Annotated in this window: 14 protein-coding genes; 10 read left to right on the top strand and 4 right to left on the bottom strand. The window is 42.5% G+C overall.

The window, feature by feature from the left end; all coding sequences use genetic code 11:
* The first annotated feature begins 502 nt into the window (after nt 1-502).
* A complete protein-coding gene (locus tag K245_RS26765; RefSeq protein ID WP_051284162.1) occupies nt 503-7,141 on the top strand; it encodes a beta strand repeat-containing protein in 6,639 nt (2,212 codons plus the stop codon).
* A gap of 170 nt (nt 7,142-7,311) precedes the next feature.
* On the opposite strand, the gene cysS is transcribed toward K245_RS26765, so the two are convergent.
* The 3 genes from cysS to K245_RS0114440 all read right to left on the bottom strand — a co-directional run bounded on the left by cysS (nt 7,312) and on the right by K245_RS0114440 (nt 9,967).
* Complete coding sequence (gene cysS / locus K245_RS0114460; protein WP_027359820.1) at nt 7,312-8,733, bottom strand: cysteine--tRNA ligase; 1,422 nt, start codon at nt 8,731-8,733, stop codon at nt 7,312-7,314.
* 74 nt (nt 8,734-8,807) lie between these two features.
* Nucleotides 8,808-9,296, bottom strand: coding sequence for a 2-C-methyl-D-erythritol 2,4-cyclodiphosphate synthase (ispF, locus tag K245_RS0114455; protein WP_027359819.1), 489 nt, complete (start codon nt 9,294-9,296; stop codon nt 8,808-8,810).
* Nucleotides 9,297-9,694: 398 nt separating this feature from the next.
* Nucleotides 9,695-9,967 carry a hypothetical protein gene (locus K245_RS0114440; protein ID WP_027359818.1) on the bottom strand — a complete coding sequence of 91 codons (273 nt, stop codon included), beginning with the start codon at nt 9,965-9,967 and terminating at the stop codon, nt 9,695-9,697.
* Nucleotides 9,968-10,514: 547 nt separating this feature from the next.
* On the opposite strand from K245_RS0114440, the gene K245_RS0114435 reads away from it, so the two are divergent.
* From K245_RS0114435 to K245_RS0114385, 9 genes are all read left to right on the top strand, one after another.
* Entirely contained in the window at nt 10,515-11,201 is a 687-nt protein-coding gene (locus K245_RS0114435) for a response regulator (RefSeq protein WP_027359817.1), read from the top strand.
* Nucleotides 11,202-11,385: 184 nt separating this feature from the next.
* On the top strand, nt 11,386-12,819 hold the full coding sequence (locus K245_RS0114430; RefSeq protein WP_027359816.1) for a mannose-1-phosphate guanylyltransferase/mannose-6-phosphate isomerase: 1,434 nt from the start codon (nt 11,386-11,388) through the stop codon (nt 12,817-12,819).
* A gap of 205 nt (nt 12,820-13,024) precedes the next feature.
* Nucleotides 13,025-14,104, top strand: a complete 1,080-nt coding sequence (gene rfbB / locus K245_RS0114420) for a dTDP-glucose 4,6-dehydratase (protein WP_027359815.1) — start codon at nt 13,025-13,027, stop codon at nt 14,102-14,104.
* Nucleotides 14,105-14,414: 310 nt separating this feature from the next.
* Nucleotides 14,415-15,287, top strand: a complete 873-nt coding sequence (gene rfbA, locus K245_RS0114410) for a glucose-1-phosphate thymidylyltransferase RfbA (protein ID WP_027359813.1) — start codon at nt 14,415-14,417, stop codon at nt 15,285-15,287.
* Nucleotides 15,288-15,327: 40 nt separating this feature from the next.
* The gene (rfbC, locus tag K245_RS0114405) at nt 15,328-15,885 is read left to right on the top strand and encodes a dTDP-4-dehydrorhamnose 3,5-epimerase (RefSeq protein WP_027359812.1); all 558 of its coding nucleotides are present in this window, start codon (nt 15,328-15,330) and stop codon (nt 15,883-15,885) included.
* Between the two features lie 12 nt (nt 15,886-15,897).
* On the top strand, nt 15,898-16,779 hold the full coding sequence (gene rfbD, locus K245_RS0114400; RefSeq protein WP_027359811.1) for a dTDP-4-dehydrorhamnose reductase: 882 nt from the start codon (nt 15,898-15,900) through the stop codon (nt 16,777-16,779).
* Nucleotides 16,780-17,799 (top strand): NAD-dependent epimerase, encoded by a 1,020-nt coding sequence (locus tag K245_RS0114395; RefSeq protein WP_027359810.1) that lies wholly within the window; start codon nt 16,780-16,782, stop codon nt 17,797-17,799.
* Nucleotides 17,799-18,818 carry a UDP-glucose 4-epimerase GalE gene (gene galE / locus K245_RS0114390; RefSeq protein ID WP_035277354.1) on the top strand — a complete coding sequence of 340 codons (1,020 nt, stop codon included), beginning with the start codon at nt 17,799-17,801 and terminating at the stop codon, nt 18,816-18,818. Before K245_RS0114395 ends, galE begins: the two co-directional genes overlap by 1 nt.
* Before the next feature lie 444 nt (nt 18,819-19,262).
* Nucleotides 19,263-20,147, top strand: coding sequence for a cation diffusion facilitator family transporter (locus tag K245_RS0114385; protein WP_027359808.1), 885 nt, complete (start codon nt 19,263-19,265; stop codon nt 20,145-20,147).
* A 140-nt stretch (nt 20,148-20,287) separates the two neighbouring features.
* On the opposite strand, the gene K245_RS24665 is transcribed toward K245_RS0114385, so the two are convergent.
* Entirely contained in the window at nt 20,288-20,962 is a 675-nt protein-coding gene (locus tag K245_RS24665) for a TetR/AcrR family transcriptional regulator (RefSeq protein ID WP_051284161.1), read from the bottom strand.
* Nucleotides 20,963-21,281 lie beyond the last annotated feature (319 nt).

Genomic DNA, 21,281 nt, shown 5'->3' with positions numbered 1-21,281 from the left:
TAATTGCTATACATGCGCGTATGAATGTAAATAAAAACAGACAATGCCCTTTATTAATAAATCCTTTACCTGAATGCTATTGTCTCAGATCGCAGAGCATCTGGATATCAAAGATAGTTGAATTCTGCGGGGGCAGATTTGAGGCATGTGAATACTATCGTTTAGAAGAAGGCGATAAATCGAAGTCTCATGATGATCAAAAGAATATAATGTCAGATCAAGGATTAAACGAATCTTTGATATTCAGGTCATAATTACTTTAAAATGAATGACAATCAATAAGTCAATAAGTGATGGGTCAGTATTTACAACAGAATTAATATCCCCCCTTTATTCCTCCTGAAAGGAGATTAAATGGGGGATATTTTTTTCACTTTTTTATTTTTTCAATCTGTGGTCAATCTCTGGATAATTATAAAGTATGGTAATCATAGATCACAAGGGTTAACGATGTCGTACTTACATCATCAAGTTCCTACAATCTTTAGCAAAGGAAAGACATATGAATAAAACAAGAAAACTATTGATGACAGGGGTGATGCTTTCGTTGATTCTGATGTGCCTGTTCCCGACGATGGGTATGGCACAAACCACACTGAATCCTGGTGATGTGGTAATACTGGAATTTAATGGGAATGGTACTGATGGTTTTACATTTATGCCATTGGTAGATTTAGATCCAGGTACTCAGATCAATTTTACTGATTATGGGTGGGATGGGACTGCTTTTCATCCTTATGAAGACGGTAATCCCCCGAGTGGTGGTGGAAATGTAATTACTTATACGGCTCCAGAAACAATTACAGCCGGTAAACTAATCCGACAAGATACGGCTAATATTGGAGGAAATTCTTTTACTGCAAATAGTGAATGTACATATAATTATATTCTGAATGGTCAGACGAATCCTCCCAATTTTATTTATTCATTTAATTCTCTGAATACAGGCCATGATGGATTGCTTGTATTTCAAGGTTCGTTCACTTCCCCTATATTTATTTGGGGACATCATACAGGCCAATGGGGGCAAGGCAGCTATGCGAACTATTATTGGTCAAATTTACCATCAGGCTTAACAAATGGGACAAATGCTCTTTATTTTCCGGATTTAGGATCAGGAACAGACCTTACTGTTGATGATGGTTATTATAGTGGGCCAACTACAGCTGCAACCGCTGCAGATTGGAGATCAAGGGTCGCGAATTCCGCTAACTGGACAACATTGGCATCGGGTACAGCGCCAACGCTTTTATATCCAAATACTTATACTGTTATAACGCTTACCCCCACCGTAACGACTCAAGCCGTATCATCAATAACTTCGGCAACAGCAACCGGAAATGGAAACATTACCTCTTTAGGTACACCTAATCCAACAGCCCACGGTGTTTGTTGGAATACAACAGGAACCCCAACTACTGCTGATAGCAAGACCGATAAAGGGACAGCTTCTGCAACAGGTGCTTTTACTGGTTCAATGACCGGATTAAGTGCAAACACCACTTATTATGTACGTGCTTATGCAACTAATACCTCAGGCACAAGTTACGGAGACCAGGTTAGCTTTAAAACTTTAACTGTAAATAATGCACCAACCGATGTTTCTTTATCTGCAAGTTCTGTAAATGAAAATGTAGCAGGCAATACAGCAGTAGGAACTTTATCTACGAGTGATCCTGATGTCGGAAATACCTTCACTTATGAGTTAGTGGCGGGTGCCGGTGATACGGACAATGCTTCGTTCAATATAAACGGAAGCAGTCTGCGGATAACAAGCAGTCCTGATTATGAAACAAAAAACAGCTATTCCGTTCGTGTCAGAACTACTGATCAGGGAACCCTGACCTATGAAAAATCACTCACAATCACAATAAACAATCTGAATGAGGCTCCGACAGATATTTCCCTCTCTGCAAGTTCTGTAAACGAGAATATTGCTGGAAATACCGCAGTAGGAACGCTTGCTTCCACAGATCCGGATGCAGGCAATACCTTCACGTATACTCTGGTTGCGGGTGCCGGTGATACGGACAATGCTTCGTTCAATATAAACGGAAGCAGTCTGCGGATAACAAGCAGTCCTAATTATGAAACAAAAAACAGCTATTCCGTTCGTGTCAGAACTACTGATCAGGGAAACCAGACCTATGAAAAATCATTCACGATCACAATAAACAATTTAAATGAGACTCCGACAGATATTTCCCTCTCTGCAAGTTCTGTAAACGAGAATGTTGCAGGAAACACAACGGTGGGAACATTAAGCTCCACTGATACTGATGCAGGCAATACTTTCACATATAGTTTGGTAACAGGCGCAGGCGATACTGACAATGCTTCGTTCAATACAAGCGGAAGCAGTCTGCGGATAACAAACAGTCCTGACTATGAAACAAAAAGCAGCTATTCTGTGCGTGTACGTTCAACAGATCAGGGAAGCCTGACATTTGACAAGGCTTTCACGATTACCATAAATAACGTAAACGAAGCACCTGTAATAACAAACCTGAATGCCGATAACCCTTCAATTTCAATAGGCGGGTCCGGGTATTTGGATGTCGGTCAGAATGCGGTATTAACAGATCCGGATTCACCTACTTTTTGGCCAGGAAGACTCCAAACCACTAATCCACAAGGACCCCAGGGCAGTTTTCTTTTTGATGGAACAAATGTAAAGTCTGGTCCAGATGCCATAATAAGCAGCGGTGAATCTATTAGGGTGGATGAACAAGATATAGGAGTCGTTGATCAATTATTAACTGGTAATTCTGGGCAGGAATTAAAAATTTTTTTTAATACCAACGCCACTCCGCAAAGAGTTCAGACTCTATTAAGAAATTTAAAATATTCGCCTGAAAAAGATCCCGGCAACCAAACCATAAATATTATAATAACTGATGGAAATGGATTAGCGGCACAACAATCTGTAACAGTGAAAGCTCTTTCACCTGAAATGAGTGTGGAAGGAAATGCCATAGAGATAGCAGATGGAAATGCATCGCCATCTGCAGGGGATCACTCGGACTTTGGGAATGCTGATATATTAGCTGGCACAGTAGTAAGAACATTTACAATAAAGAATACAGGAACAGATGTTTTAAATTTAAGCGGGACGCCAAGAGTAACAATTAGCGGAGCAAACCAAGATCAGTTCAACGTAACAACCCAGCCATCATCGTCAGCAATATCAGCCTCAGGATCGCTGACTTTCCAGGTTACTTTCGATCCTTCATCACTCGGAGCTAAAACAGCAGAAATCAGCATAGCAAATAACGACTCTGACGAAAATCCTTACAACTTCTCGATTCAGGGAACAGGTACGTCAGCTCCGGAGATGAACGTTAAGGGCAATAACACATCAATAACAGACGGTGATACCACTCCTTCATCCGGGGATAATACAGATTTCGGAAGTGCGGACATAGCAACAGGAACAATAGATCGAACCTTCACAATAGAAAATACAGGAAGCGCAGACCTTAATTTAATCGGAACTCCAAGAGTTGCAATAAGCGGAGCCAATCAAGCAGACTTTACGGTCACAGCTCAGCCATCATCGCCTGTTGCCTCAAACGGGACTTCAAGCTTCACAGTAAGATTCAATCCTTCTTCAACAGGAACAAGAACCGCCACGATCAGCATCGCAAATGACGACTCTGACGAGAATCCTTACAACTTCTCGATTCAGGGGACAGGAACCACCGGACCAGAGATAAATTTAAAGGGTAATAACTTATCGATAGCAGATGGAGATACAACGCCTTCATCCGGTGATCATACAGATTTCGGAAGCGCAGACATAGCAACAGGAGCGATAGACCGAACCTTCACCATAGAAAACACAGGGGGAACGGCACTTAATCTCTCAGGAACACCCGTCGTATCAATAAGCGGCTCAGACTTTTCTGTCACAAGCCAGGCTGCATCGACAGTGGCATCAAGCGGAACGACAACCTTCACAGTCAGGTTCGATCCATCGGCAACAGGCACAAGAATCGCCACGATCAGCATCGCAAATGACGACTCTGACGAGAATCCTTACAACTTCTCGATTCAGGGAACAGGAACAGCAGCGCCTCTGATGAGCATTGAGGGCAATTCAACAGCCATTGCAAGCGGAGATGCCACCCCATCGTCCGCAGACCATACTGATTTCGGAGCCATCGCGGTCACAGGCGGAACTGTTCAAAGAACCTTCACGATCAAAAACACAGGATCAGCGGCTATAGATATTTCAGGAACGCCAAAAGTCGGAATTTCCGGGCCGAATGCTGCCGAATTCACTGTTTCAAGTCAGCCATCCTCACCTGTTTCTGCAACCAACGGAGAAACCACTTTTACTGTGACATTCGATCCAGCAGGATCTGGTACAAAAACCGCCACAATAAACATAGCAAATAACTCCGCAACAAATCCTTACGCCTTCGCTATTTCAGGTTCAGGTTTATGCGGAATACTTGTCACGCCCACAAGCGGTCTCACGACAACAGAAGCCGGAGGAACGGCAACATTCACAGTTGTTCTCGACTGCGTCCCAACTGCCGACGTTACGATCAATCTTGCATCAAGCAATACATCGGAAGGCACAGTATCGCCATCAAGCCTCGTATTTACAGCAGCTAACTGGAATACTCCCCAAACCGTGACAGTTACAGGTGTTGATGATTCGATTGTTGATGGAGGCAAATCTTACCAAATTATTACTTCTGCTGCCGTAAGCACAGATCCGAAATACAGCGGCATTAACCCTAATGATATATCTGTCACAAACACAGACAATGACACGCCATCACCACAACCCCCTCCTCCACCTCCGACACCACCTACGCAGAATCCAGAGGTGAACCACAACACCCAGATAATTCCTCCAGGCACCATTCTGCCAAACAATTCGGATCACACTGGTGTGATAATTAATGACGGCGGAACTGTGAATAACAACGCAACTCTGTCAGACCTCACAAATCATGGAACGGTGACCGGAGGAACAGTATCAGGAAATTCATCAAATACTGGCCTGCTTAACAATGTAATTTTTACCACAGACACGGCTCTTGACAACAAAGGCGGCATTGTTTCAGGCTCAAACATTCAAGGCCATATTTTTGGCGGAACACTTTCCGGAGCGATTACAAATAACGGTATAATTTCCGGCACTGCACCAGATGGATTAACAGAAAATCCGACCTACGCAGTAACAATAAGCGATGATGCTGTCATTTCAGGAGGCCAGATAAGCGGTAGCATCATAAATAACGGAACTCTGAACAACGTCACTTTTGGCAGCAATACCATCATAAAGTTTAACGCTTCACCAGGTTCTGGATCAGGAAGACTGACAGGAATTGTCCGTTTCTTGGATGAGTCAGGAATATCTTGCGTGATAACCATACCAGAGGATGTAGTGTTCCCAAATCCAGATTCCTTTGCATCGGACAATCTTGCTCTGACTCCTCAGCTTCTTCTTTCCTATGCCCAGAATAACGGCTGGGCAATAAGAAACAGATCTGCAAACAGATCAACAGCCACTTCCATTCCGGCAATACCTGATGAGTATATTATAGTCGGCGGCATGGTTCTGTCCGAAAGCGGAGCAAAAAGCAGTTCGTCCATAGATATTTCAATACCATATGATGCTGCAAGAATTCCTGATGGCTACAGCAGAGATAATCTTATTGCCTTGGCATATGATTATTCTTCAAGTCAGTGGAAATCTTCCCCATCCACAAAAACAGGCAACAGCGCCATTAAGATAAGCACTGACCTGATATCGGCATACGCTGCCGTATTAAGGGTCAATGTTCCTCCTGTTCAGGGAAGAATAATTGTAAGCAACGCAAGCGGAGACACATCCGAAAATGGCTCAACTGCAACATTTACGGTAGTTCTCGACTCAAGTCCTTCTTCAAATGTGATCATTCCTTTAAGCAGTTCTGATCTGAGTGAAGGAACAGTTTCATCTGAAAGCCTCATATTTACTTCTGAAAACTGGAACATCGCCCAAACAGTTACAGTCAAAGGAATAGATGACGAAATCGTTGACGGGAACCAGACATATTATATTGTTCTGGCAGCGGCTGTTTCAGGCGATCCAGGATATAGTGGGATCGATCCTTCAGATGTGACGATCATAAACAGGGAAAACGACACAGAAAATGCATTTGCTCCTGAGCTTGTGTCCCCTGAAAACGCTGCTACATCAGCATCTCTTACTCCTGCCCTAAAAGTTAATGCCCCGGGCAGCGTTTCAGGATTCGGAAACCATCAAAAGACAGAATGGCAGGTCAGCAACACAGCCGGTTTTGATACATTCGATCAGGTATTTGTGCTCACGAGTTCAAAATACCTGACGTCTCTGAATATTCCGAAACTATCCCTTATCGCTGGCAAGACATATTTCTGGAGGGTTAGGTTTATTGATGATCAAGAAACAGCTACTATGTGGTCTTCTCCTTATAAATTCACCACATCGGCTGTTAGCCCAGATGACGCAGACAATGACGGTGTCGCCGATTCATTTGAAATAAACACGCAGACAGATCTTGACAAAAACGGTGTCAACGATCAGGGCCAGATTGGAATTCTCTGCACCAGAACAGCATTGGGTGACGTAAATATTGCTGTTAAATCATCCGAGAATGTCTTTTCTGTTGACTCGCTCATTGCCATGACCGCTGATGGGATTTCTGGTAAAGATAATGCGCCATCCGAACTTCCTCTCGGGCTTGTGGACATCAGAATAACAGTGAAAACTCCAGGAGCGACAGCAGAAGCGATCCTGTACTCTTCCCAGGCGTTGGACAAAGCTTCGGGATGGCATTCGTATGACATAACAACCGGATGGTCTGATTATTCAGCTCACACTGCATTTGCTGAAGACGGGAAATCAGTATCCCTTAAATTCAGGGACGGTGGATATGGAGACGAAGACGGATGCTCAAACGGCATTATCATACATAAAGCTGCGATGCCAAAACTTGCTGCATCAAATCCTACGGATAAACCTGTTTCTGGAAAATCAGGAGGAAGTTCCTGTTTCATTAGCTCTGTAACAGAATTCTATCGGGCAGATTTTTTCTGGATAATAGCATCGATTGTAGTCCTAATATCTGCGGCATACAGGAAAGCGAAACATAAATAACGCCTGATTAAATTTCAGGTAAAAAAGGAGGGATGTCAGCGCATCCCTCCTATAAATTTTTTTGGAAAAGATCTGAAAAACTCTTTCCTGACGAATTATTTCAAAGCCCATAAATACGAAGACGAGCCAATGGCTCGTCTTCATCAATTATACCAATATGTCTAAAACATTTATTCAATCTTCCATATTGTTGTTCCGTCAGGTTTATCTTCAAGCACGATATTCTGATCTTTGAGAATTTTTCTGATCTCGTCTGCTCTTGCAAAGTTTTTGGCTTTTCTTGATTCCCGTCTTTCCACAATGAGCTTTTCGATCTCTTCTGCGTCTATATTCCCGGACTCAATTGCTCTGCTCTTTTTCTTGTTCAGGAACTCTGCCGGAGATTCGTTGAAAAGACCAAGTATTCTGCCTATTTTTTTAAGGGCTTCGAATTCACCAGCAACAGCCTTTTTATCCGCATCGTCAAGTTCGCCTTTATCAAGAATTCTGTTTGTGTTTCTTACGGAATCGAAGATAAAGCCGATGGCTTTTGCAGTATTGAAATCATCATCCATGGACTCACAAAATCTTTCCCACAGATCCCCATAGGGTTCCGGGGTGATTCCCGATTCTTCTATCCTGAGAAGAAGAGCGTATATTTTTTCAAGACCCGACTCTGATTCCTCGATATACTGGTGGGTATAATCAACAGGATTCCTGTAATGGCTCGAAAGAAGGAAAACCCTCAAGGCCTCTGGATGACAGCTTTTAAGGACATCCTTTATCATGAGAAAATTCCCAAGGGACTTGGACATCTTTTCAGAGTTGATATTCACAAAACCATTGTGCATCCAGTATTTGGCGAATGATACTCCAAAAGCTGCTTCTGACTGCGCAATCTCGTTCTCATGGTGAGGAAAGACAAGATCCTTGCCGCCACCGTGAATATCGAAACTTTCACCCAGAAAAGCCTTGCTCATGGCAGAGCATTCAATATGCCATCCAGGCCTTCCTTTGCCCCACGGGCTTTCCCATAAAGGCTCTCCTGGTTTTGCGGATTTCCAGAGAGCAAAATCATGCGGGCTTCTTTTTCTCTCGTCGATTCCAACCCTTGCGCCCGCTTCCATGTCCTCGAGTTTTCTTCCGGAAAGTTTACCGTATGATTCAAAGGTGCTCACTTCAAAATAGACATCTCCTTCAAGCTCATAGGCATGTCCCTTTTCTATGAGTATCTTCACAACATTTATGATGTCATCAATATGCTCGGTGGCACGCGGCTCTATATCAGCCTTCTCAATACCTATGGCGCCCATGTCCTTGTAAAACTCTTCTATGAATTTCTCGGCGACCTGCTCCGAGGTCATGCCTGTGGCATTGGCCTTATTTATGATTTTGTCGTCAACATCGGTGAAATTCCTCACATATGTGACTTCAAGCCCCTTTTCCCTGAAATATCTGGCAACCACGTCAAAAACCACCACAGACCTGGCATGACCAATATGACAGTAATCATAGACAGTAGGCCCGCACACGTACATGCGGACTTTCCCTGGTGTTATGGGTTGAAATTCTTCCTTTTTACGGGTTAGGGTATTGTACACGCGAAGCGTCATTTTATTGTCCTGTCAATATAAAGATAAAATCTTTTATTATTTTCATTCCATGCCGCACAGACAGCAATGAATCATTATAATGCAATATTTGGTTTCTTCAATACAAGGGCAATGGCCATTGCCCCCATCCCCTCACCTTTTCCGAACATTCCGAGTCCTTCTGTGGTGGTGGCCTTGATATTAACCTGGGAAGGATCAATACCTGCATATTCAGCAATATTTGACGCCATCTGATCTCGATAAGGCGCAAGCTTTGGCTTTTCAGCAAAAATTGTGGCGTCTATATTAGATATTTCAAATCCTCTCCCTGAAACCAGGGCGACTGTTTTCTCAAGCAGAACAAGGCTTAGAATATCTTTATAGGAATTATCATTGTCAGGAAAATGCTGGCCTATATCACCAAGTCCGGCTGCTCCGAGGAGGGCATCGCATATGGCGTGGGTAAGCACGTCGGCATCAGAATGCCCAAGAAGACCCTTCTCAAATGGTATGTCAACCCCACCAAGTATAAGTTTTCGTCCTTCAACAAGCCTGTGTACGTCGTATCCTATTCCGGAACGCATAATCCGTAATTCATTCCTAATTGTTTATGCTTAAATTAAAAAAAACAGCCCCTAAACATTGTAGGACTTTTTGCGAGACCATCAATATTAGATGACTCTCATAACACAAAACAGTACTGGCGGTAAATACAAGGCTGAGGATTTTGTGTCATATGAAATAAAAAATGCAGGAGATCCATGATAGCAGCTTTCCTGCAAAGTCGAATTGTAATACTTGGGAGGGGGGCTTACTATTTAATTACTTTAAAACATCCGGGATATCTTTAATAAAATAAAGCAATAAGAATGTGAAACAAGAAATACTTACGAAGACTTGTAATGCAGAAAAAGCAGAGGTTTATCAGACGTATCTATAAGATATTCCAAGTACGCATCTATTCCAAAGTAAGCGACTGCTATTAATGTATGGTATGAGTATTTACAGAGTAATCCAGCTCGTTTTCAAAAAGAGCAAGTATAAGTTCAAAGCAGAAATCATCTATCTGATATTTCCAGCCTCTTTCAGCAAGCCTTTCATTTATCCATTCAAGCGTGAATGAACCGCCATCTTCCACAAGCTTGTATACATCTTTTACAAGATTGCTTATTTCAGAAGATTTTATTCCCCTTGAAGACATTTCCCACAAAAGGGTAGCGCATACGTCCGTACTGTTTTCAGTGTGTGCAAGCATAAGACCTCCCATATTTCTTTTTTTTATAGTAATCGGACTCATAATAGATAGACTTGAGAAAATCAAACAAGAAAATCATTGTTTTATGATTAGCTATATATTTTTCATTTGTCTTTTATGTCTATAAGTAAATTGCATCATTTTCATAGGGTAATCTCCTGGACTTAAGGTCAGACAGGCAGATCCCGCATGTTTTAAGATGGTTTCAAATAAATAAATAAGCATAATTCTTCTACAAACAACCGGCCATCAAGGATTTACAGATCTCTAACTAGTAAAATTTATTTGTTTTTCCGTTATTCCATAAATCCCGGATCTTAAAGGGACTCGATTCTTTTAATCTAAGGATCTATCCCGTGTTCTCCCGGGTTTCCCCAGAAAAAAATTTAAGTTTTTATTGATTTTTTTATGGATTGACACGATGTATAGCTTTAATTAATAGTAACCTTCAAAAGTATAATCTTGAGCGTTATCAGAAGCGATTTAATTGCGAAACCGGATAATCCTAAACAATTACAGCTGTATTCATGATTCGGAGAAAAAATAATTGAACCATCAGAATAACCATAAAAAAATCATGATCATAGATGACCACCCTCTTTTCAGGGAAGGCCTGAAGGCAATAATTGAAAGAGATACGCGGTATAAGGTAATTGGCGAGGCAGGAACAGGCAGACAGGGTATAAAAATGGCAAGGGAGCTGAAGCCTGACCTTGCAGTAATAGACATATCCCTTCCTGACCTGAACGGTATTCAGGTAACCCAGGAAATGATAGATCAGCTCCCGAAAATCAAAATCATGATAGTCAGCATGCATTCAAAGATTGATTATATTGCCGAAGCGTTTCAGGCAGGAGCTCTTGGATATGTCGCCAAGGACTCGGCATCTGACAGACTTCTGCATGGAATAGACTGTGTTCTTAAAGGTGATTATTTTCTTGACAGCTCAGTATCGCATCAGGTTGTTGAAAAACTGCTCCAGTTCCCTGTCAAGGAAGCTAAAATAGCTGACAGCGAATATGGTTCCCTAACTCCAAGGGAACAGGAGGTAATGAGGCTTCTGGCAGAAGGTTCGACTCCTAAGGAAATCGCTGATAAACTTTGCATCAGCCCTAAAACAGTTGAAAATCACAGGGCAAATATCATGAAGAAGCTTGACATACACAGCACAATGGAACTTGTCAGATACGCAGCAAGACTTGGTCTTATAGATGTAGATCTTTGGAAAGAGTAATTTGTTCTTCAAATATTAAATATGATTTCTGGGCAACAGTTCCAGAACTTGATTAATGATTACCTCAAAAAAAATTGAGCAACATTAATTCTTTTGCCCACCTTACTTAGATTATTCTTATCTTTATTTATCGTAGAAACAGGCCTTTAAAAGGCCTGAGTTTATTTCAGGAGACTATAAACGAATGATAATATCAGTAATTCTTGCAGGCGGCTCAGGCACAAGACTATGGCCATTATCCAGAGAGCTTTATCCTAAGCAGCTTATCAATCTTGTTAACGAAGACACAATGCTCCAGAACACATTGACCAGACTTAATGGTGTCGAAAAAAAAGGTTCGCCCATAATAATATGTAACGAAGATCACAGATTCATGGTCGCAGAACAGATCAGACAGATCGGCACCCAAACTCCGACAATCATTCTTGAGCCTGCGGGCAGAAACACCGCACCAGCAGTTGCAGTTGCCGCGTTCCATGCTTTTCGTTCCGATCATGACGCAGTCCTTCTTGTCATGCCTGCGGATCATCACATAGAAAATTCCGAGGCATTTGCAAAAGCCATGAATACAGCTGCAAAAATTGCAACAAACAATGTCATGATAACATTCGGAATTGTTCCTGAATCTCCTGAGACAGGATACGGATATATAAAAAAAGGAAAAGCCTGCTGCTCAGATGACATAAATGAAAAAACAGAAGCCTTTCTTATAGACAGTTTTGTAGAAAAGCCTGATCTTGAAACCGCAAAAAAATATGTGGAATCTGGAGAGTATTACTGGAACAGCGGCATGTTCATGTTCAGGGCCGGGACTTATATTGAAGAGCTCTCAAAATATGCTCCAGAAATGATTAAGCAGTGCGAAACAGCAGTAAAACTCGGCAAGGCTGATCTCGATTTTTTCAGGCTTGATGCCGAAGCTTTCAAGGCATGTCCGAGCGACTCCATTGACTATGCTGTTATGGAAAAGACAGACAGAGGAGTAATGATTCCTTTAAAAGCAGGTTGGAACGATCTGGGATCATGGCAGTCTCTGTGGCAGACGGGCAAAAAAGACTGCAATATGAACGTGCTCCACGGTGACACCCTGCTTCATGATGTTAAAAATTCTTATATACATGCATCAGAGCGAATGGTCGCAGCCATTGGTCTTGAAAATCATATTATTGTGGAAACCTCTGACGCAGTCCTTGTATCTCCCATGGACAGAAGCCAGGATATCAAACATCTTGTATCAAAGCTGAAATCCTCAAAAAGATCAGAGGCAACAATACACAGAAAAGTTTACAGACCGTGGGGAGCATATGAAAGTATAGACTTTGCTGACCGCTTTCAGGTAAAAAGAATAACAGTCAAACCCGGCGGAGTACTGAGCCTTCAGAAGCATTATCACAGGGCCGAACACTGGATTGTTGTGCATGGGACAGCTCTTGTTACAAAGGACAATGAATCTTTTCTTTTAAAAGAAGATGAATCGACCTACCTTCCTCTTGGCGTCACACACAGGCTTGAGAATCCTGGAAGAATTCCGCTCGAACTGATAGAGGTACAGACAGGCCCGTATCTGGGGGAAGACGACATCGCCCGTTTTGAAGATGTTTATGGAAGAACAAAATAATGATAATGTCGCAAAAAGTCCGATTACCGTCATTCCGGCGCAGGCTGGAATCCAGAAATGCCTGAGAATATTGGATTCCGGATCAAGTCCGGCATGACGCCGTCGCCCTTTTTTGACTTTTTGCGAGTCCATCAAATAATAAACCGAAAAGTTTTTTGCGGAGCTTTTTTAAATTTAACACAACCCGCCGGAGGCAATCTGTAAAATGGCTTTAAAAAACATAATAGTGACAGGCGGATGCGGCTTCATAGGCTCCAACTTCATAAGAAAGGCTCTTTCAGAACAGAAGGACTGGAGAATAATAAACATAGATGCCCTGACATATGCGGGCAATCCTGAAAATCTGTCTGACATGGATAAGGAACTTGAAAAAAGGTATGTTTTTGAAAATGGGGATATTATAGACCCTGTATTCCTCGAATCTGTTTTCAGAAAGCACTCACCTGTTGCGGGCGTTTTTCATTTTGCCGCAGAATCCCATGTCGACAGATCCATTCATGGACCGCTTGCCTTCCTCAAAACAAATGTGGAAGGCACGTTCAGACTTCTTGAGGCTTCGGAAAAACATCTGAAGGCCCTTGACGTAGAAACGGATTTCAGATTCATACATGTTTCGACAGACGAAGTTTACGGAAGCCTTGGGGATGAAGGCAGATTCACTGAATCAACACCCTATGATCCTTCAAGTCCCTACTCTGCATCAAAAGCATCCTCGGATCATTTTGTGGCAGCATGGCACAGAACCTACGGATTCCCGGCAATAATCACAAACTGCTCTAATAATTACGGTCCTTACCAGTTTCCTGAAAAACTGATTCCCCTGATGATCATGAACATAATTGAGGAAAAACCTCTGCCTGTTTACGGAAGCGGGACAAATGTCAGGGACTGGCTCTACGTTGAAGATCACTGCAACGCACTTATAACCGTATTTGAAAAAGGGACGCCCGGCGAGACTTACAACATAGGCGGAGGAGCAGAGAAAAAAAACATTGAAATAGTCAAACTCCTCTGCGATATGCTGGATTCGGTATTAGGCAGGCCAGAGGGCAAAAACAGGGATCTGATTACATTCGTCAAAGATAGGCTTGGACATGATTACAGATACGCCATAGATTCCTCCAAAATCAGGGATGAACTTGGATGGGAACCTGCTTACAGCTTTGAAGGGGCCATAAAGAAAACAGTGGAATGGTATCTTTCAAACCTGAACTGGGTAGAAAGAATACGAAGCGGAGAATACAGAAAATGGCTTGAAACCAATTACGGCAAGCTGATGGTTTAATGCCGGCGTTTGGGACCATCATTATTGTTGATTGTCTCGCAAAAAGTCAAAAAAACGTGTCAGTGTCATGCCGGACTTGATCCTGCATCTTTGTATTTTCAGACAGGTCTGGATTCCGGCCTTGCCGGAACGACGAAAATCAGATTTTTTGCAACCTTGTCATTGATGGCAACAGGCATAAAATATAACATTTTTGCGGAGCTTTTTCAAAAAACGGCCCGACGGCAGATAATCGACATTTTTGACGGAAAATTAACCATAAAAGGCAAAAAGCCTGGGTAAACAGTTACCAGAATTTTAGGACAAGACTATGAAGGGAATAATCCTCGCAGGAGGTAGCGGCACAAGGCTATATCCGATTACAAGAGCTGTCAGCAAGCAGCTGTTGCCCATATATGACAAGCCAATGATATACTATCCTCTCTCTGTACTCATGCTGGCTGGCATAAGGGAAATACTGATCATATCAACGCCAACGGATCTGCCAAGATTCAAGGATCTTCTCCAGACAGGAAAGCAGTGGGGATTAGAGTTCTCGTATGCCGAGCAGCCCAGCCCAGATGGCCTGGCCCAGGCGTTCACAATTGGGGAGGACTTCATAAACAAAGAAAATGTTTGTCTCATTCTTGGAGATAACCTCTTCTATGGCCAGGGACTTACCCAAAAACTACAGAGCGCTGCTTCGCTTGAAAAAGGCGCTGTGGTTTTCGGTTATTGGGTAAATGATCCTGAAAGATATGGAGTCGTGTCTTTTGATGAATCAGGAAATGCCGCAAGAATAATTGAAAAGCCTGAAAAACCTGAATCAAATTACGCTGTAACAGGCCTTTATTTTTATGACAACCAGGTTGTTGAAATCGCAAAATCGCTCAAGCCTTCTCCAAGGGGAGAGCTTGAAATTACAGACATAAACCAGCGCTACCTTGAAAAAGACCAACTCATGGTGGAAAAACTCGGACGTGGCTTTGCATGGCTTGACACTGGAACACACGAATCCCTGAATCAGGCATCTGCCTTTATTGAGGCTGTTGAAAAAAGACAGGGGCTTAAAATAGCATGCATAGAGGAAATAGCGTTCAGGATGAAATACATAAATGAGGCAAGGCTCGAAGAACTTGCAAAACCCATGCTTAAAAACGAATACGGGAAGTATCTGATGAGGCTTCTCAAAACCGGTATATAACACAAAGATATTATTATATTTAGATCAGGTATTACAGATTATGAATGTTATAAAAACAGATATTCCCGGGGTTCTCATCATAGAGCCAAAGGTTTTCGGAGATCAGAGGGGCTATTTCCTTGAAACTTTTCAGGCGGACAGATACAGAGATGCGGGTATAGGCTGCGACTTTGTCCAGGACAATCTTTCTTTTTCTGAAAGAGGCGTTCTGCGGGGCCTTCATTTTCAGATAAAACAGCCCCAGGCCAAACTTGTACAGGTTCTCAAAGGGAGTGTCTATGATGTTGCAGTTGACATAAGGCCAGGCTCTCCGACGTTCGGGAAATGGGTGGGGATTGAGCTTTCTGAAAACGACCACAGACAGTTTTTCATTCCTGAGGGCTTTGCCCATGCATTCTGCGTACTGAGTGACACAGCACTTTTCAATTACAAGTGCAGTAATTACTATAATCCGGCTGACGAAGGCGGCATAATCTGGTCCGATCCTGAAATAGGTATTGAATGGCCGCTAAACAAACCGGTGCTTTCGCAAAAAGACTCTGATTATCCCAAACTATCTGAAATCAAACCAGAAAACCTGCCGGTTTTTCATAAATAACCGGAGAAAAAAATGAAAATTCTTGTAACAGGATCAAAAGGGCAGCTCGGATCAGAACTCATGATTCAGGGTTCAGAACGTGGGCATGAAATGTCGGGCTATGACATACCTGAACTTGATATATCTGATCAGAAAAAAATATCTGATATTATTTCAAATGGTCATTTTGATATTGTAATCAACGCTGCTGCATATACGGCTGTTGATCTTGCTGAAACTGAGCAAGAAAAATCTGAAAACGTCAACGCAAAAGGCCCTCAGTATATTGCAGAAGCCTGTGCTAAGACAAATACACATCTTATCCATGTTTCGACCGACTATGTCTTTAACGGCTCAAAAAAAGATCCGTATACTGAAAATGATCTACCGGATCCCATAGGTGTTTACGGAACAACGAAACTGAAAGGTGAAAAGGCGGTTCAGTCAATCCTCAAGAATCATATAATTGTCAGAACAGCCTGGGTATATGGGACTCACGGTAAAAACTTCGTCAAAACCATGCTTGCCCTCGGCAAAGACAGGGAAGAACTGAGGGTGGTAAGCGATCAGACCGGATGCCCCACAGACAGTTTTGACCTTGCGGCGGCACTCCTGACAGCGGCGGAATCAGTCGTAAAAGATGGCAGAACGGATTTATGGGGCACTTACCATTTCTGCGGAGCAGGTAGAGTCACATGGCACGGATTCGCCGAAGCCATTTTTGAAGAGGCCAGAAAATTTGAAAAATTCAAGGTTAGAAAAATTCAAGCCATAACCACTTCAGAATACCCTACACCGGCAAAAAGACCTGCAAATTCGGTTCTTGACTGCACAAAATTTTCAAATAGTTTCAAAATACGGATCCCTGAATGGAACCAAAGTTTAAACAGAATGATTAAAAGGCTTTACGCGTAAATGAAAAAGAAAAGAATCCTGATAACCGGGGCAGCGGGTTTCATTGGTTTTTATCTTTCCAGAAGGCTTCTTGAAGAAGGACATGAGGTCACAGGCGTTGATAATATTAATGACTATTATGACCCAGCTCTCAAGGAAGCCAGACTGAATATGCTCCATGAGCACAGAAAATTCAATTTTTACAAGACTGATATCGCGGACAGAAAAAAAGTCGAGCGCATATTCAGAAAACCTTCTTTTGATATTGTCGTAAATCTTGCTGCCCAGGCAGGAGTCAGATATTCCCTCACAAATCCAGAAGCCTACGTTGACACAAATCTGGTGGGTTTCGCAAATATTCTGGAAAACTGCAGGAGAAGACCTCCCGAACATCTTGTTTTCGCGTCATCAAGCTCAGTGTACGGAGCCAGTGACGACACTCCTTTTTCCATCAAACAAAGAACGGACAAGCCAGTTTCTCTTTATGCCGCCACAAAAAAAGCAAATGAGCTGATGGCACATACATATGCCCATCTGTACCAGCTTCCATGTACCGGCCTAAGATTTTTTACGGTCTACGGCCCCTGGGGTAGACCAGACATGGCTTATTTCAAATTCACAAAAGCAATTTTGGATGGCGAGTCCATTGATGTTTACAATAATGGTCACATGCAAAGGGACTTCACATATATAGATGATATAATCGAAGGAACGGTCAGGGTCATGAACAACCCGCCCCCCAAAAGCAAGATCATAACATATGAAGACAGCAAGGGAGCCCCGTTCAAGCTATATAATATCGGCAATAATAATCCGGTTGAACTTGGTGATTTCATCAAGACCCTCGAAGATGCCCTGGGCAAAACAGCTGTCAAAAACATGCTTCCTATGCAGCCGGGAGATGTTCCTTCGACATTTGCGGATATAAGCAGCCTTGAAAACGATGTCGGATTCAAGCCTTACACTCCCCTTGAAAAAGGACTTAAAGACTTCGTTGGCTGGTATAAGTCATATTACAGGATAGAAAATAAGGAACAATAATGAAAAAAGGCACAATACTGGTCACTGGCGGAGCAGGATACATAGGCAGCCATACTTGCGTAGCCCTATCCGCAGGCGGCTACGAAACGATCATACTTGACAATTTCTCAAACAGCAAAGAGTCATCCATTGCGAGAATAAAAGAAATTTCAGGGGTAATGCCCAAATTCATAAAGGCCGATGTAAGGGACGATGACGCTCTTGATTCAGTTTTTAAAAATAATAAGATAGACGCTGTAATTCATTTTGCAGGGCTCAAGGCAGTGGGAGAATCGACCGAAAAACCTCTGGAATACTATGAAAACAATGTTTACGGCGCCATCTGCCTCATGAAGTCCATGAAAAAAAATGGGGTAAAGAGCCTTGTATTCAGCTCTTCCGCGACTGTTTACGGAACTCCTCCGAGCGTCCCGATCAGAGAGGATTTCCCGCTCCAGACAGCGAGCCCTTATGGCCGCACAAAACTCATGATTGAGGAAATACTCAGGGATTTTCATCTGTCGGATCCATCCTGGAGCATAGCAATCCTTAGATACTTCAATCCGACAGGAGCTCATTCCAGCGGCCTTATAGGCGAAGATCCAAATGGCATACCCAATAACCTTACTCCATATATTACCCAGGTTGCCATAGGAAGACTCAAGGAATTACAGGTTTTCGGCAATGATTATCCAACTAAGGACGGAACAGGAGTAAGGGACTATATCCACGTCGTTGACCTTGCCGAAGGCCACGTAAAGGCTCTGGAAAAACTATCCAAAGGATCAGGCCTGTTCACATACAATCTTGGAACCGGAAATGGCTACAGCGTTCTTGATATGGTCGCGGCATTCGAAAAAGCCACTGGCAAAAAAATTCCATACAGGATTGCCGCGCGAAGATCAGGTGACATAGCCGAATGTTTTGCGGACCCCACCCTTGCAGCAACCGAGCTCAACTGGAAAACAAAATACGGTCTTGAAGAAATGGCAAGGGATTCATGGAAATGGCAGTCAACTAATCCTAATGGATATGTGTAGATTTCCCAGTTTTTTTATTAACGCAACCTTTTCACCCAAGCTCATATCAAAATTGACGACACAAAGATGATCGTAGAGTGCTCAAGCAGCAATGCTTGCGCACCGAATAAGAACGACCTTTGATATATTTCACATCGTCATGAATTGAACTCTTCTGTTAGACGAAAGGTCAAAGGCCGCTTTTTGAAAAAAGCTTGGCAAAAACTTTTCGGTTATGGATTCTTTTACTTGAGAAACATATGTTCTCAACTTGCAAAAAAACCATAAAAATTTTGGAAAAGGGTTTGCCAGTAATAATGCAACAACAAGCTTGCCATTTAAATGGCCTGACTCATTTCAAATGTTCAAGCTCTTACATTGATGAGTATAGTAATCCGAATTACTGAAATCATAAATCCATTTCATGCATTAGTGATATTTCCGGATGCTGAAAGAAAATATTAAATGACTTTGACCAAAAATCTTTCAAAATTTGCATGGTTGTCCATAGCAGCGGCCATGGTAACAATTCTTATGAAGGCCGAAGCCTATTTTCTGACAGGCTCAGTTGGTCTTTTGTCAGATGCCCTGGAGTCCTTTGTCAATTTAGCTGGTGCATTAATGGCCCTTGCAATGCTCGCAATAGCCTCAAAGCCTCCTGACAGGGATCATAATTTTGGTCATGGAAAAGCGGAATACTTCTCCAGCGGATTTGAAGGAGCTCTGATAGTTGTTGCTGCAATAAGCATTGCATATGCCGCAGGGATAAGACTTTTTAATCCCAGGCCCATTGAAAAAATAGACATAGGCCTTGCTGTCTCAGTAGGAGCGTCAGCCATAAACTTCGTGGCGGCCAGAATACTTGGCAAAGCGGGTCAAAAAAACAATTCCATCACCCTTGAGGCAAATTCTAGGCATCTCATGACTGATGTCTGGACCTCAGCAGGGGTTCTCATAGGAGTAGGGGCTGTAAAGATAACCGGGTGGTTGTGGCTTGACCCTGTGGTTGCGATAATCGTAGCCATGAGTATTCTGCTGACAGGATTCAGGCTGGTTTCAAAATCCATATCAGGACTCATGGATATAGCCCTTCAGCCTGAAGAACAGGCACTCATAACTGATATAATGAGCAAGTACTCCCAAAACGGTCTGGTTGAATACCACGAGCTATGCACAAGACAGGCGGGCACTAAAAAGTTCGTCTCAATGCATGTTCTTGTACCTGGATCATGGACGGTTCAAAAAGGTCACCAGCTTGTGGAAGACATAGAAGATGAGATATCTGCATCAATCCAAGGTGTTACTGTAATAACCCACCTTGAACCAATTGAAGAAGAACACTTGAAATAAGCTTGATGGTCTCGCAAAAACTCAAAAATGGGCGGTGTCATCATGCCGGGCTTGATCCGGCATCTTTGTATTTTCAGATACTTCTGGATTCGGGCCTGGCCGGAATGATGGTAATTGAAGTTTTTGCGATCTTGTCAAACTTAGGAAGTAAGGTGTGATTTTGTTCCAGCCTCAATAAAATCAAGGATTGTATCAATTATTGTGTCAAGATCTGATGTATAGTGTTTCTCCATCTCAGGCATATGATCAAATCTGTCCACCCTTTTCCATCCTGATATAGTCTGCTGGACGACTCCTATTGAAAAATAGAGTTTTAAAAGAAGAATTTTGCCGGGAAGCTCGGGAAGGGCAAGGGAAAGAAGATCAAACATCCTGACAAAAAGAGGGATTACAAGCTCAAGAAAAGGGTCAGCCTGGACATTGTCAGGATCATTCAGTGCCCTTCCCACAAGCATGGAAAATTCCATCCAGCCTTCACCCGCCTCCATATGCCTCAGCGTCGGCTCAACAAATGCTGCGAGGATTTCCCTGACGTCAGGCTTCCTGTTTTCATCTTTACATTTTTGGTCAATTTCATCAAGAAGCCTGAATCTAATTTCATTCATGGGAATCAGCCTTCGTTCAAAAACTGACTTGAGGAGTTTGTCCTTTGACCCGAAATGATAGTTGACCGAAGCAAGATTTACCATTGCAGTAGATGTTATTTCCCTCAAAGAGGTATTATGATACCCTTTGACTGCAAAAAGCCTTTCGGCCGCACCAAGAATTCTGTCCTTGGTGCCCGGATTGTCCATGCATTTTGAGTTATCCACCATGTCTGCTTTCCTTGATAATTTTTCCGAATGATACATACATATTTTAAACATTCGTTTAAATCAATCGTTTTATTAAAACAAGCAGATACATAATACGCACACATTTAGACATGCCGTATTTTTTGACAACATCGCAAAAAGTCAAACTACCATCATTCCGGCCAGGCCTGAATCCAGAAGTATCTGAAAATACAAAGATTGATCAACGACAATTATTTTTCCGTGTCAGCGACAGTTATAATTCCCGATCCAGTTTCCTAATTTAAGGCGCATTTTCCTCACTTTTTTCCTCGTTAATTTTCTGTTTTGACTTTTCCAG

Source organism: Desulforegula conservatrix Mb1Pa (assembly GCF_000426225.1).
In the GTDB taxonomy this organism is placed as follows: Bacteria; Desulfobacterota; Desulfobacteria; order Desulfobacterales; family Desulforegulaceae; genus Desulforegula; species Desulforegula conservatrix.
This window is presented reverse-complemented; position numbering and strand designations above follow the sequence as displayed.